The 12,919-nt window shown below is 69.1% G+C and carries 14 protein-coding genes; 10 read left to right on the top strand and 4 right to left on the bottom strand.

Annotated elements, in window-relative coordinates; genetic code table 11:
- Positions 1-26 precede the first annotated feature (26 nt).
- The 6 genes from alr to tsaD are packed head-to-tail and all read left to right on the top strand — an operon-like array spanning position 27 to position 4,985.
- On the top strand, positions 27-1,208 hold the full coding sequence (gene alr / locus AC1RIF_RS08235; RefSeq protein ID WP_492601338.1) for an alanine racemase: 1,182 nt from the start codon (positions 27-29) through the stop codon (positions 1,206-1,208).
- On the top strand, positions 1,205-2,299 hold the full coding sequence (locus AC1RIF_RS08230; protein ID WP_492600894.1) for an alpha/beta fold hydrolase: 1,095 nt from the start codon (positions 1,205-1,207) through the stop codon (positions 2,297-2,299). The genes alr and AC1RIF_RS08230 overlap by 4 nt, the downstream gene beginning before the upstream one ends.
- A complete protein-coding gene (gene tsaE, locus AC1RIF_RS08225; protein ID WP_492600893.1) occupies positions 2,289-2,789 on the top strand; it encodes a tRNA (adenosine(37)-N6)-threonylcarbamoyltransferase complex ATPase subunit type 1 TsaE in 501 nt (166 codons plus the stop codon). Before AC1RIF_RS08230 ends, tsaE begins: the two co-directional genes overlap by 11 nt.
- Positions 2,790-2,815: 26 nt before the next feature.
- Positions 2,816-3,472: a tRNA (adenosine(37)-N6)-threonylcarbamoyltransferase complex dimerization subunit type 1 TsaB gene (gene tsaB, locus AC1RIF_RS08220; protein ID WP_492600892.1), complete on the top strand. Its 657-nt coding sequence runs from the start codon at positions 2,816-2,818 to the stop codon at positions 3,470-3,472.
- A complete protein-coding gene (rimI, locus tag AC1RIF_RS08215) occupies positions 3,469-3,939 on the top strand; it encodes a ribosomal protein S18-alanine N-acetyltransferase (RefSeq protein WP_492600891.1) in 471 nt (156 codons plus the stop codon). Before tsaB ends, rimI begins: the two co-directional genes overlap by 4 nt.
- 5 nt (positions 3,940-3,944) lie before the next feature.
- Positions 3,945-4,985, top strand: a complete 1,041-nt coding sequence (gene tsaD, locus AC1RIF_RS08210; protein ID WP_492600890.1) for a tRNA (adenosine(37)-N6)-threonylcarbamoyltransferase complex transferase subunit TsaD — start codon at positions 3,945-3,947, stop codon at positions 4,983-4,985.
- Here tsaD and AC1RIF_RS08205 read toward each other — a convergent pair.
- Positions 4,930-6,336, bottom strand: coding sequence for a DUF7159 family protein (locus AC1RIF_RS08205; RefSeq protein WP_492600889.1), 1,407 nt, complete (start codon positions 6,334-6,336; stop codon positions 4,930-4,932). The genes tsaD and AC1RIF_RS08205 overlap by 56 nt on opposite strands.
- 206 nt (positions 6,337-6,542) lie before the next feature.
- Here AC1RIF_RS08205 and AC1RIF_RS08200 point away from each other — a divergent pair, with 206 nt between their 5' ends.
- Complete coding sequence (locus AC1RIF_RS08200; RefSeq protein ID WP_492600888.1) at positions 6,543-7,124, top strand: potassium channel family protein; 582 nt, start codon at positions 6,543-6,545, stop codon at positions 7,122-7,124.
- Here the strand turns inward: AC1RIF_RS08200 and AC1RIF_RS08195 are convergent.
- Both AC1RIF_RS08195 and AC1RIF_RS08190 read right to left on the bottom strand, forming a co-directional pair.
- Positions 7,121-8,854: a TIGR03767 family metallophosphoesterase gene (locus AC1RIF_RS08195; protein ID WP_492601337.1), complete on the bottom strand. Its 1,734-nt coding sequence runs from the start codon at positions 8,852-8,854 to the stop codon at positions 7,121-7,123. The two genes, AC1RIF_RS08200 and AC1RIF_RS08195, sit on opposite strands and share 4 nt — an antisense overlap.
- 82 nt (positions 8,855-8,936) lie before the next feature.
- The gene (locus AC1RIF_RS08190; protein WP_492600887.1) at positions 8,937-9,536 is read right to left on the bottom strand and encodes a helix-turn-helix domain-containing protein; all 600 of its coding nucleotides are present in this window, start codon (positions 9,534-9,536) and stop codon (positions 8,937-8,939) included.
- A gap of 209 nt (positions 9,537-9,745) precedes the next feature.
- On the opposite strand from AC1RIF_RS08190, the gene AC1RIF_RS08185 reads away from it, so the two are divergent.
- The 3 genes from AC1RIF_RS08185 (at position 9,746) to ephH (ending at position 12,454) form a co-directional block, all read left to right on the top strand.
- Positions 9,746-10,552 carry an IclR family transcriptional regulator gene (locus tag AC1RIF_RS08185; RefSeq protein ID WP_492600886.1) on the top strand — a complete coding sequence of 269 codons (807 nt, stop codon included), beginning with the start codon at positions 9,746-9,748 and terminating at the stop codon, positions 10,550-10,552.
- 63 nt (positions 10,553-10,615) lie between these two features.
- A complete protein-coding gene (locus tag AC1RIF_RS08180; protein ID WP_492600885.1) occupies positions 10,616-11,548 on the top strand; it encodes a 3-carboxyethylcatechol 2,3-dioxygenase in 933 nt (310 codons plus the stop codon).
- A gap of 87 nt (positions 11,549-11,635) precedes the next feature.
- Positions 11,636-12,454, top strand: coding sequence for an epoxide hydrolase EphH (ephH, locus tag AC1RIF_RS08175; protein WP_492600884.1), 819 nt, complete (start codon positions 11,636-11,638; stop codon positions 12,452-12,454).
- 4 nt (positions 12,455-12,458) lie between these two features.
- Here the strand turns inward: ephH and AC1RIF_RS08170 are convergent, their stop codons facing one another.
- The gene (locus tag AC1RIF_RS08170) at positions 12,459-12,803 is read right to left on the bottom strand and encodes a hypothetical protein (RefSeq protein WP_492600883.1); all 345 of its coding nucleotides are present in this window, start codon (positions 12,801-12,803) and stop codon (positions 12,459-12,461) included.
- Positions 12,804-12,919: the final 116 nt, after the last annotated feature.

Here is a 12,919-nt window from a genome sequence, read left to right as displayed (position 1 = left end):
CGCAGGAGACCGACACCGACCCGAACATCGTGAACGCCACCTCGGCGGCGGACACGCCCCCGCCGGCGGCGGCGCCGCAGGCGGAAGCGGTGATCGATCTCGACGCGGTAGCCCACAACGTGCGGATCCTGCGGGAACACGCCGGCGACGCGGCGGTCATGGCTGTCGTGAAGGCCGACGCCTACAACCACGGTGCGGTCCCGGTCGCGAGGGCCGCGCTCGCAGCCGGTGCCCGGGAGTTGGGTGTCACGACGCTCGCCGAGGGCATCGAGCTGAAGAACGCGGGCATCACCGCGCCGGTGCTGTCGTGGCTGCACACCGCGGATGCCGACTACGTCCCAGCGCTCGCGGCGGGTGTCGAGGTGGGGTTGTCGTCGCCGCGGCATCTCGCGGCCGTCGTCGCGGCGGCGCGGGAGGTCGGCACGTCCGCCACCGTGACGATCAAGGTCGACACCGGACTCAACCGGAACGGCGTCTCGCGCGAGGAGTGGACGGACTTCCTGAAGGACCTCGCCCGGGCCGAGGCCGAGGGCGCGGTTCGTTTCAAGGGCGTGTTCTCGCACCTCGCGCACGCCGACGAACCGCACCACCCCGTCATCGACGATCAGCGGGAACGTTTCACGGGCGCGCTCGCCGACGCCAAGCGGATCGGTCTGGTTCCGGAGGCGGCGCATCTGTCGAACTCGGCGGCCACCCTCACCCGTGCTGACCTGCAATTCGACATGGTTCGGCCCGGAATTGCGATATACGGACTGTCCCCGGTACCGGATCTGGGGACGTTCGGCCTGCGGCCGGTCATGACGTTCCGATCGAGGGTGGCGCTGGTGAAGAAGGTGACAGCTGGTGAGGGTGTGTCCTACGGGCACACGTGGGTGGCCCCGCACGACACGACGGTCGCGTTGCTGCCGGTCGGGTACGCCGACGGCATTCCGCGTGCGCTGGGCGGACGGTTCGAGGTGCGCCTGGGTGAGGACCGGCGCCCGGGTATCGGGCGGGTCTGCATGGATCAGGTCGTCGTCGATCTCGGTCCCGACGGCGCCGGTGTGCGGGAGGGAGACACCGCGGTGTTCTTCGGCAACGGCGAGCACGGCGAACCGCACGCGCAGGAGTGGGCGGACGCGCTCGACACCATCCACTACGAGGTGGTGACCTCGGTGCGGGGCCGGACGGTGCGAACCTATGTCGGCGGCCCCGGTGGTGGTTCGTGAACATCCTGAACAGGCTCGGCCTGTTCGGGGGAGTGCTCGGCGCCGCGGCGGTCGGTGCGATCGCCGGACTCAACGTGGTCAAGGCTGCGGCGACGCGGCGGGGACCGGAGATCTACGGCTCCGAGGACTTCGAGCTCATGAAGGGCGACCGCAGTCGCGTCGTGGTGACCGAGGACGACGTGCCGCTGCTGGTGCGCGAGGTGGGGCCGGCGGACGCGCCGCTGACGGTGATCTTCGTGCACGGCTACTGCCTGCGGATGGAGTCGTGGCACTTCCAGCGCACGATGCTCGCGCAGCGGTGGGGCGACACGGCGCGGATGGTGTTCTACGACCACCGCGGGCACGGCGAGTCCGGCGTGCCCGCCACCGAGAGCTGCACCATCGCCCAGCTCGGCCGCGACCTCGCGGCCGTCATCGAGGACGTGGCGCCGTCCGGTCCGGTGGTGCTCGTCGGACACTCGATGGGCGGCATGACGATCCTCGCGATGGCCCGACAGTTCCCGGAACTGTTCGACGACAAGGTGATCGGCGTGGGTCTGCTCGCGACCACGGCGGCCGGCCTGAACAAGTCGGGGCTCGGGCGCAACCTCGACAACCCGGTGATCGACGGGTTCCGCCTCGCGGTGCGTACCGCACCCGGTGTGGTGCAGCAGGCGCGGGGCGCGGCGCGCGCGATCATCTCGCCCATCCTGCGCGCCGCGTCCTACGGCACCGAGGTCAGTCCGCGGCTGGTCGCGTTCTCCGAGGGCATGCTCAACGACATCTCGGTGGTGACGATCGTCAACTTCCTGGAATCGTTGGAGTTGCACGACGAGTCGGAGGCGCTGCCGGTGCTGTCGGACACACCGGTGCTGGTGCTGTGCGGTGACGCCGACATGATCATCCCGTTCACCAGTTCCAAGTCGCTCGCGGCCGCGCTGCCCCGGGCCGAGCTGGTGCGGGTGCGCGACGCCGGCCATCTCGTGGAGCTCGAGTTCCCGCAGGTAACCTCCGATGCGATCGATCGGCTGGTCCGGCGTGCCGTGTCGAGTCGTGCGAACCACGAGAAAGCTGTGCCGGCGGGTGAACTGGAGCGAACCGATGTCGGCTGACACACGTACCGGGGGCAACGCGACGCTGCCCACGACCGAGGACACCGAGGCGCTCGGCCGGGCGCTGGCCCGCGACCTCGGTGCGGGTGACCTGGTGGTGCTCGACGGCCCGCTGGGCGCCGGCAAGACGGCGCTGACCCGCGGCATCGCGGCGGGTCTGGGTGTCGAGGGCAGGGTGACGTCGCCGACGTTCATCATCGCCAGGGAGCACCGGCCGGGGACGCGACCCGACGGTGGTGCGCCGGTCGGACTGGTCCACGTCGACGCGTACCGGCTCGGTTCCGAAGGGGGCGCGGCGGGCGAGGTCGACATGCACGATCAGCTCGACGCGCTCGACCTCGACACCGACCTGGCCGCGGCTGTCGTCGTGGTCGAGTGGGGTGAGGGTGTCGTGGAACATCTCGCGGATCGCCACCTGCGGGTGCGGCTGCGTCGTGAGCCCGAGTCCGACGTCCGCACCGCGAGCTGGGAGTGGGTGCCGCGCGCGTAGTGCGGGGCCGAGTAGCCTGATCTACCGTGCTTGTGCTTGCCATCGACACCTCCACTCCCGCGGTCACCGCGGGTGTCGTGAGCTTCGACCCCGATTCGGATTCCGGCGTCCCTCGGACGCTGGCGGTCCGCGTCACCGACGATGCCCGGGCGCACGCGGAGGTGCTGACCCCGCAGATACTCGAGTGCCTCGATCGATCGGGCCACGGCCCCGCCGATCTCGACGCCGTCGTCGTCGGGGTGGGCCCCGGCCCGTTCACCGGCCTGCGCGTCGGGATGGCGACCGCGGCCGCGTTTGGTGATGCGCTGGGAATCCCGGTCCACGGCGTGTGCAGCCTGGACGCCATCGCCGCCGATGTTTCCGGGGATCGGGACCTGTTGGTGGTCACCGATGCTCGTCGCCGCGAGGTGTACTGGGCGCGCTACTCCGGTGGCGTGCGGGTCGAGGGGCCCGACGTCGTCAAGCCGTCCGATCTCGATCCGTCGCCGTCGCAGGTGATCGCGGGGTCGGCCTCGCACGTGGACATGTTCGACCTGCCGGTCGAGCCGGTCGAGACGCCGTCACCGGCCGGTCTGGTGGCGGTCGCGGCGCAGGCGCTGCGGGTGGGTGTGGAGCCGGAACCGCTGGTGCCGTTGTACTTGCGGCGCCCGGACGCGGTGGAGCTGGCGGACCGCAGGAAATGAGCATCCGGATCGTTCCGATGGTCGCCGCCGACGCGGACAGGTGCGCCGAGCTCGAGCAGGTGCTGTTCCCCGGTGACGACCCGTGGAGCGCGCAGGCGTTCCGGTCGGAACTCGCGGGTGGGCACAATCACTACTTCACGGCGCGTGACGACGCCGACACACTGATCGGCTACGCCGGGGTCGCCCTGCTCGGCAACAGCATCACGCCCGAGGCCGAGGTGCACACCATCGGGGTGGATCCGTCGGCGCAGCGCGGTGGCATCGGCGGCGCGCTGCTGGCCGAACTGCTGCGCGTCGCGGACAAGTGGGGCGGACCGGTGTTCCTCGAGGTCCGCACCGACAACGAGCCGGCGATCGCGCTGTACGAGCGTGAGCGCTTCGAGATCGTCGGCACCAGAAAGCGCTACTACCAGCCGAGCGGCGCGGACGCATTCACGATGCGTCGCCCGGCGTCGGGCAAGGAGTGACGGCCATGATCGTGATGGGTATCGAGAGTTCGTGCGACGAGACCGGCGTCGGGATCGTCCGCTGGCACGGCGACGGCCGCTGCGAGCTGCTTGCCGACGAGGTGGCGTCGAGCGTCGACCAGCACGCCCGCTACGGGGGCGTGGTGCCGGAGGTGGCGTCGCGTGCGCATCTCGAGGCGATGGTGCCGACCATGAAGCGCGCCCTGGCGGCTGCAGGAATCGACAAGCCCGACGCCATCTGCGTGACGATCGGCCCCGGGCTGGCGGGTGCGCTGCTGGTCGGTGTCGCCGCGGCGAAGGCGTACGCGGCGGCGTGGGGGGTGCCGTTCTACGCGATCAACCACCTCGGCGGTCACGTCGCGGTGGACACGATCGAGCACGGGCCGATGCCGGCGTGCGTCGCACTCCTCGTCTCGGGCGGACACACGCACCTGCTGCACGTGGAGGAACTGGGCCGCAAGCCGATCGTGGAACTCGGTACCACGGTCGACGATGCGGCCGGTGAGGCGTTCGACAAGGTCGCGCGACTGCTCGGCCTCGGCTTTCCGGGCGGCCCGGCCCTCGATCGTCTGGCGCAGCAGGGCGACCGGGACGCCGTCGTGTTCCCGCGCGGCATGACCGGCCCCAGGGACGCCCGGCACGATTTCTCGTTCTCCGGGCTCAAGACCGCAGTTGCGCGATTCGTGGAAGCCAAGGAACGTGCGGGCGAGGAGGTTCCGGTCGCCGACGTCGCGGCAGGCTTCCAGGAGTCCGTCGCGGACGTGCTGACGATGAAGGCGGTACGGGCGGCGCAGGACGTCGGTGTGGACACCCTCGTGCTCGGCGGCGGCGCCACCGCGAACTCGCGGATCCGGTCGCTTGCGGAGGAGCGGTGTGCCGCGGCGGGACTGACCCTGCGGGTGCCCAGTCCCCGGCTGTGCACCGACAACGGTGTGATGATCGCGGCCCTCGGCGCGCACCTCATCGCGGGTGGCGCTCAGCCGTCGGCGCTCACCTCGGCGACGAACCCGGGACTTCCGGTATCGGTGAGCCAGATTCGGGACTGACCAGGGGCTGCGGCCCGGCCGGGGACTCGCTCGCCGGTGCCGGCGACTCGCTCGTGGGCGGTTCGGGGGTGGGCGGCTCGCTCGTCGGCGGCTCGGCGGTGGGCGGCTCGCTCGTCGGCGGCGGTGTCGTGGTCGTCGGCGGCTCGGCGGACAGGCTCGGCGGGTCGGTGTCCGGCGTCGGGACCCCCGGTACGAGACCCGGGAGCCACGTGGGCAGTTCGGGCCACATCGGCGGAATCCACGGTCGGCTCTGCGTGGTGGTCGGCGGCGGTGTCGTGGTCGTCGGCGCCTCGGTGGTCGTGGGGGTCGTCGTCGGCGGGGGCGGTTCGACGGTGGTGGTGTACTGCGTCGTGGAGGCCGGACCGTTGTAGTCCTCGGTGGTCGGCAGCGGCACCTGCGACGCGGGTATCGGAACGGTCGAGGTCGGAGTCGGATCGCTCGACGGGATGTCGGTGCCGTCCGGATCGGCGGCGGGGACATCGGGTTCGCCGGAAGGGGCCTCGACGACCAGGCTGCCGGTGGGTGCGTAGTTCTCGTCGCTCTGCGGGATCACTTCCTTGACGCCGTAGCCGAGCATCAGGCCGCCGACCACGAGCGCGCCGACGAGGGCGCCCGTCCCACGTCCTCCACCGGACCCGGCGACCACCGGGAAATCCTGTCTCGCGTTCGATCCGGCCAGCAGCGCGGCGCCCTTGGCAGTCACGGCCTCCGGTTCGGGCACGAGGATCATGACGCCGTCGAAGGCGGCGTCGAGCGCCGCTCCCACGTCGGCGATGTTTCCGCCGCCGCCGACGAGGACCGCGGCCTCGGGCGTGCGGAGGCAGCGAGCGCAGACCTGGGTCACGAACTCGACGACGCGCGCGGCGACGTCGGCGTCCGATTCGTCGGCTGCACTGTCGCCGCTCACGGTCGTGGTGCGGTCACGGCACAGGATGGAGCCGCTGGCCTGGTCGACGACCGTGACCGTGAGTCCCGATGCGCCGAGGTCGACGATCGCGATGCTCCCGTACTGCGCGACCAGTCCGGTGCTGCGGAGATAGGCCAGTGTGGCGGCCGTTTCGGGAATCAAGCGGATGGCCCGACGTTGGCGCTTGGCCGCGGACCGCACGGCTGCGGCGTGGCTCTCGGTGCGGTACGCCACCGCGATGGCGTCCGGCTCGATCTTGTGGTCGGGGACCTGGACTGTCATCAGACCGATCGCAGAGAGGCTGAGGTCGCCGAGGTCGGTGTGGGTGCCCAGATCCGAGGACAGCGTCCGGTACTCCATGGACTGCATGCCTGCATCGTCGGTGGCGACGAGTGCAGTGCACACGCCGGCCGCTCCGGCAGAGATACCGAGTGAACTTCGCACTGTCCACCTCCCACTTTCGGTGTTCGGATCTGTTCGCGTTCACGACTCGCTCGCACCGGAAAGCTGGGATACTTCCCTTCCAGACGTCGACGTCGTTATCCGAACGTTACCGAAGATCGTTCCGCTCTGCTCGGTCAGGTGTGTCGTCGCAGGTCGACGCAGACATTCGCGGTAGTTCGGTCCGACGAATGTGGAAGCGAGAGCCTATGTCCGACCCGGGCCCACTGCAGGACCTCGACAAGCACGAGCGTCGTCGGTTGCTGCGCCGGGCTCTGCTGAGGTCCCTCGGCACGGTCGTCGTCCTGACTGTCGCGTACTTCGCGCTGCCGATGGATCACCTGTCGAACGCGGGCACGGTCGCGACCCTCGTCGGTGGTGTGTTGTTCGTTGTGGCGTTGTGCGCCTGGCAGGTTCGGCAGATCCTGCGCTCCCCGGTGCCCGCAGTGCGCTCGGCCGAGGCCTTGATGGTGACGCTGCCGGTGTACTTGCTGGGCTCGTCGGTTGCGAGTTTCCTTCTGTCCCAGATGAACCCGGAGTCGTTCACCGAGCCCTTGACCAGGATCGATGCGCTCTACTTCACGCTCACCGTTTTCGCGACGGTGGGTTTCGGTGACATCGCGGCCGTCGAACAGACGGCGCGGGCGGTGGTCACCGCACAGATCGTCGGCAACCTCGTGATGCTCGCGGTCGGGGTGCGACTGCTCACGGAGGCCGTGCGATGGAGCAAGGTGCGGCGAGAGACCGACGGCGGCGCGGATGCCCCGAAGGACGCCCGCGCCGACGACTAGCGCAGCGTGGCCAGGACCAGTTCCACGTTGTGGTCCGGGGAGCCGCCCAGCAGCTTCGGGTCGGCATGAATGTCGTTGAACGAGAACTCGCGGTAAAGCGACGCCAGGCCCGCGGGAGAGAAGTCGTCGTAGTCGACCTGGAGCGGGCTGTCGGCCTCGATGAGCGTGGTCAGCAGCGACACCGTGCCGTCCTCGTTGTCGACCACCTCGATGATGCGTCCCTGCTGCGGGAAGTCGATGTGCGACGCCGTGTTGATCTCCCAGAACCCCTGCGGCGGAGTCTGCCCCACCTGCGCGGTGATGCGGTTCTCGTGGGTGTGGCCGTTGACCCAGGCGAGTACGTTCGGGAAGCGGTGCAGCAGATCCACCAGCTGGGCACCCTTGTAGCGGGGCTCGAGCGGGCGCTCCGGGTCGGGCAGGGTGTTCGCCATCGTGGTGCTCGTGTGGTGACTGAACAGCACGAAGTACGTGTCGGTGCGACTCTGGGTGACGAGGGCGCCGTTGGTGTCGTAGTACTTGCTGCTGCCGGCGAGCAGCGTCTGCTCGATCCACTTGAACTGTGCCTCGCCGAGCGATCCGTCGACGAAGCCGGCGCGGTTGGTCGAGTCCATGCTGATGCCGATGACGCCGGGCGCGACTTCGAAGGTGTAGTAGCCGACTCCGGTTTCGTCGGCGTCGGGCGCGAAGCCGTGGCCGACCGGACCGGGGCCCGTGTTCGCCGGGTCGAGGTGGGCGGCGATGAACTCCCGCGGTGTGAAGGGATGGCGGCGTGCGTCCGGCGTGACGATCCGCGGGGGCGTGGTGATCGCCGACAACAGGTTCAGGACGGCGGTCGGATCGGAACTCAGGGCGCTCGACATGCGCGCGGCCTGGTCGGAGGAGTCCGGGACCTCGAACTTCTTGTCGCCGGTGTACATCTGCTCGAGGAACGGGATACCGCTCGGGAGCGTGCCCTCGACGGAGTCGTCGTGGTTGCCGAAGACGCAGTACCACTTGGTGTTCAGGCCGGGGCTGGTGACCGGCTGGAGCGCCGCCGACAGCAGGCCGGGGACCTCCGGGAATCCGGTCTTCTTGTAGATGTCCTGGATCGACGACTCGGGGTTCCAGTACAGGTCCGCGCCCGAGTTCTGCACGCCCTCGTAGCGGGTCGGGTCGCCGGTGTTCGGCACGATCGTGCCGCCGTTGAGCGCCTTGAGGAACCAGTCGAGTTCGACGTGCTCCTTGTTGTCGGTGTTGTCGCCCGTGGTGATCACGGCGTCGAAGTCGCGCTGCGTGTGCGGGCCCTTGCGCAGCGAGTTGACCCGATCGATGAGGGAGACGAGTCCCTGAGCGGTCATGGTCTCCTGCGGCCGGAACGCGGCACCCTGGAAGGGATGGACGTACTCGAACCGAACCGGCGACTGGGTGTCGAGCACGTGCACGTCGGTGAGCTGAACCATGGATGCGAGGGCGGAGCGGCGGTCCTCGCGGCCCGACTTGGGCTCGGCCAGGTCGGTGCGGACCACCAGCGGCCACCCCGGGCCTGCGGTGAGACGGCGGTATCCGCTGCTGCCGAGGGGGACGGCGACGGATTCGAGGGTGGTGCCTGCGATCGACGCCGGCAGCGGGGCCGCGGAGGCCTGTGCTGCGAGCGGATTCCACGACCGGCTGCCGATGAGCGGCAGTCCGGCGACTCCGAGCGCTCCGATTCCGGCGGCTCCGAGGAAGGATCGCCGATTCCAACCGTTCATCTGCTGTTCACACACGGCGCCCACTGTAGGGGACGATTCCTGCCACAGACTCCCGTTCGCCCCGTTTGCGGTCCCGTGTCGTTCAGTGGCCACTGTCGTCGGAGAGCGGTCCGAACTGCGGGACCTGCGGCATCGTCGTCACGACGTGCACGGTCGCCTCGCTGCTCAGCGCGGCGAGGATCCATGGCACGTCACTGGGGAACTGGACGAAATCTCCGGTGGTGAGGTCCGTCAGCTCGTTCGTCGGCCCGACGCGGACCTTGCCGGAGACGACGTAGGCGTGGATCAGCGTCCCTGCGGAATCGGCCGGACGGACCAGGCTCTCGACGTCGCCGCCCGGCGCCTGCCGCAGTCGGGTCAGGCTCGTGCGCACGTAGCCGGAGCCGTAGATCTGATCGAGCACCTTCGTCGAACCGATCTCGGGCCGTTCGTTCCACGATCCCTCGCCGGAGCGGACGACGAACACCCGCGTCCCCCATTCGGTCACCAGGCGGCGCAGCGGAACGTCGAGTGCCGCGGCGATGGCGTCGATCGTCTCGACGGTGGGGTTGCCGACACCCTGCTCGATCTTCGAGAGGGTCTGTTTGGACAGGTTCGCTCTCTTGGCGAGGTCGCCCATGCTCATCTGTCGTTCGTTGCGGAACCGCTGCACGTTGCGTGCGATCAGGCCGTTGCTGTCCAACAGGGCCTCCTTTCGTCGATGACGTGTCGATGACGCAATGCGTTCAATGTTCCACACGATTCGATCCCCACACGACCGAGTGTCACTTTTAATATAACTATCGTCCATCTTGACATCGAAACGGCAGGTGGGCACACTCGGTCGGGAAGGCGCCGCCATGAGCCGCCGCGCCGGGAATGTCCCCTTTGCGAGTGATTGGGTAGGGATCGATGGGTGTGCAGGAGCTGACTGAGCTGTCGCATTCGGGGTCGACGCGGGACGGCCGGGCCGCCGTGGACAAGGCGATGAGCCTGCTCACCAGCTTCGGGCAGGAGGCGTACTCGGGTGTCGGTGTGAGCGAACTGGCGCGCCGGTCCGGGCTCAGCAAGTCCACCGCGTTCCGCATCCTCGGCATGCTCGAGCGCAACCACGCGGTCGAGCGGGTCGGCAGCGACTACCGGCTCGGCGCCGAACTTCACAACCTCGGCGGCCGGGTGTATGCACCGCAGCATTCCGTGATCCGCGACGTCCTGACTCCCTACCTGGCGGATCTCTACGAGGCGACCCGGCAGACGGTGCATCTCGCGGTCCTGCACGGTCCCGACATCCTCTACATCAACAAGCTCTACGGCCACCGCCACGTCGCGTCTCCGTCGCGGGTCGGGGGGAAGGCCCCGGCGCACTGCACCGCGGTGGGCAAGGCGCTGCTCGCATACTCCGGCCAGGATGCCGAGGATCTGCTCGGCTCGGATCTCGTGGCCCGCACCTCCCGCACGGTCACCGACATCGCACAGTTGCGTGTCGAGCTGTCTCAGGTGCGGCGGTCCGGTGTCGCGTTCGACCGTGAGGAGACGCGCGAGGGCCTGGTGTGCATCGGGGGAGTCGTCAACGGCTCGGGTGCACGGCCTGTCGCGGCGTTCTCGGTGTCGGGTCCGGTCGCGAGCTTCTCGCCGGCCGGCGTGGAGCCCGCGCTGCGCCGGGTGAGTCTGGCGGCGTCGCGCGCGCTGTGCGCCTCCCAGGTCGCACTCGCGTCGTAGCCGCGCCACAACTTCGAGGAGAGAACCTCTCCCGGAATCTGATTCAGGTTGAAGGAGCCCCACATGTCCGTCGCGCTGGTTGCGCTGTCCCATTCACCCCTGATCGGGCTGAACGATCCGGCTCAGGAGGTGCTCGACGAGGTCGACCACGCCGTCGCCGGTGCGCGCGCGTTCATCGAGGAGTTCGCTCCCGAGGTCGTCGTGCTGTTCGCGCCCGACCACTACAACGGCTTCTTCTACGAGAAGATGCCGCCGTTTGCGATCGGCACCGGCGCAATCGCCGTCGGCGACTTCGGTTCCGCGGAAGGCGAGATCCTGGTCGACGCGGACGTGGCGAACACGATTGCCGAGGGCGTCCTCGAGCGCGACATCGACCTCACGATCTCGGCACGCATGGTCGTCGACCACGGATTCGTGCAGCCGCTCGAGATGCTGTTCGACGGCATCCGATCGGTGCCCGTCGTGCCGGTGTTCGTCAACGGCGTCGCGGCCCCGCTCGGGCCGGTGCGCCGGATCCGTCAGTTCGGCAAGGCGCTCGGCGAGGCGGCGGCGCGGCTCGACAAGCGCGTGCTGTTCCTCGCGTCCGGTGGCCTGTCGCACGATCCGCCGGTGCCGATCCTCGCGGGCGCACCGCCTCGGGTCGCGGAGGCGCTGATCCTCGGCAACCCGCCCACCCCCGAGCAGCGTGCCCGCGGTGAGCAGCGGGTGGTGCAGTCGGGAATCGATCTGGCGGCAGGTACTTCCACGCGCAAACCGCTGAATCCGGAGTGGGACAACGACGTTCTCGACATCGTGGCGGCCGGCGACATCGAGCAGTTCGACGGCTGGACCAACGGGTTCTTCGAGGCCAACGGTGGCGGCTCGTCGCACGAGGTCCGCACGTGGATCGCGGCCTACGCGGCACTCGCCGCCTCGGGTGCGTACGAGCTGCAGTCGCGCTACTACCGGCCGATCCCGGAGTGGGTTGCGGGCTTCGCGGTGACCACCGCCAAGTAGCCGTTCCCGCAGATTCCTGTCGGCAACCTGGACATCGCTGTCGCGCGGTGTTACTCATGACGTAGTGCTTCGGGGGGAGGAGGCGTCATGGTGACATCCGCGCGACGGGCGGGGGCCGGCGAACGTGTCCTACTACTCCACGGGTTCACGCTCTCGCACCACGTGTGGCATCGCGTGGTCGGCGAACTCGAGACGGACTACGACGTTCTGGCGCTGACGATGCCCGGACACTGGGGCGGTCCTCGGCTGCGATGGCGGGACCTCGGTGTCGCCGGTATCGCCGACGGGATCGAACGCGAGCTCGACGTGATCGGTTGGGACACATGCCACGTCGTCGGGAACTCGCTCGGTGGCCAGGTGGGATTCGAGCTGGAGCGGAGGGGGCGGGCGACATCGCTCGCCGCGATCAATCCGGGTGGTGGCTGGAAGCGCTTCTCGGCGGCCGAGTTCCGTACCGGATTCGGGTTCGTCGCACAGTTCCCGTTGGCAGCGCTCGCCCGGATTCTCGGCGATCGCGCAGCGTCACACCCGCAGTTCCAGCGGCCGGTCATCCGCAACTGCAGCCACGACATGTCGGCCGTCGACCCGGGAGACGCCACCGACGTGATCCGTGCCGTCTCCCACTGTCCGGTCTACCTGCCGATCCTGCTCGCGTTCCTGCGCGACGGCCCACTGACGGGACTGGACGCTGTGAGGGCGCCGACATCGTTGATCGTTTCCGAGTTCGATTCGTTCTTCGTGCGGGAGAGGTTCATCCAACGAATCGTCGACGAGTTGCCCGACCACGTCGAGGAGGTCACGCTCCCCGGAGTGGGGCACATCCCCGCGCTCGAGAATCCGCAACTCGTCGCCGGAGCCATCCGCGCGCATCTCGAGGCGGTTGCCCACCGCGACGGCGTCGCCTGAGGGCCTACGAGCGGGTGAGGTCTCCGGCACGCCCCACCTCGTCGACAGTCTCTTCGGTCCCGAGGGGGTCGTCGTTTGCGCCGCCGGCAGTCCTGCTCGTGACCGGTTCGCAGGACACGACAGCAACCGGGGTGAACTTGTCCGGCACCGGTCCCGGTGATGGGGGCGTGAAGCTCTGGGCCGCCGGCGGAGGGAAGCGACCGGGGAACATTCCCGCGTCCAGGCAATCCACGCCTGCCGTGATCTCCGCATCGTCGGGCCGACTCGGTGGGCGCTCGTGAAGCTGGACGAGACCCACCACTGCGCTCACCGCGACAATCGCGGCGGCAACGGGTTCGAGGATCCTCACGAGCTCGACGATGCCACGAGGTGTCGTGTCGTCGGTGGCGTTTGCTTCGGGGAGCGATGCGAGAAGATGTCGCGGACCGCTGGTGGTGCGAGCAGTGGACAGGTGCACCGAACATT

This window comes from Prescottella sp. GW823-FHT02E09 (assembly GCF_058797375.1).
This window is presented reverse-complemented; position numbering and strand designations above follow the sequence as displayed.

Bases quoted from the DNA above. Each gene is read 5' to 3' on its own strand.
- AC1RIF_RS08185 (WP_492600886.1), top strand. From the start codon at position 9,746: ATGGGTGTGCAGGAGCTGACTGAGCTGTCGCATTCGGGGTCGACGCGG.
- AC1RIF_RS08200 (WP_492600888.1), top strand. From the start codon at position 6,543: ATGTCCGACCCGGGCCCACTGCAGGACCTCGACAAGCACGAGCGTCGT.
- AC1RIF_RS08195 (WP_492601337.1), bottom strand. From the start codon at position 8,854: ATGAACGGTTGGAATCGGCGATCCTTCCTCGGAGCCGCCGGAATCGGA.
- tsaD (WP_492600890.1), top strand. From the start codon at position 3,945: ATGATCGTGATGGGTATCGAGAGTTCGTGCGACGAGACCGGCGTCGGG.
- AC1RIF_RS08180 (WP_492600885.1), top strand. From the start codon at position 10,616: ATGTCCGTCGCGCTGGTTGCGCTGTCCCATTCACCCCTGATCGGGCTG.
- rimI (WP_492600891.1), top strand. From the start codon at position 3,469: ATGAGCATCCGGATCGTTCCGATGGTCGCCGCCGACGCGGACAGGTGC.
- ephH (WP_492600884.1), top strand. From the start codon at position 11,636: ATGGTGACATCCGCGCGACGGGCGGGGGCCGGCGAACGTGTCCTACTA.
- tsaE (WP_492600893.1), top strand. From the start codon at position 2,289: ATGTCGGCTGACACACGTACCGGGGGCAACGCGACGCTGCCCACGACC.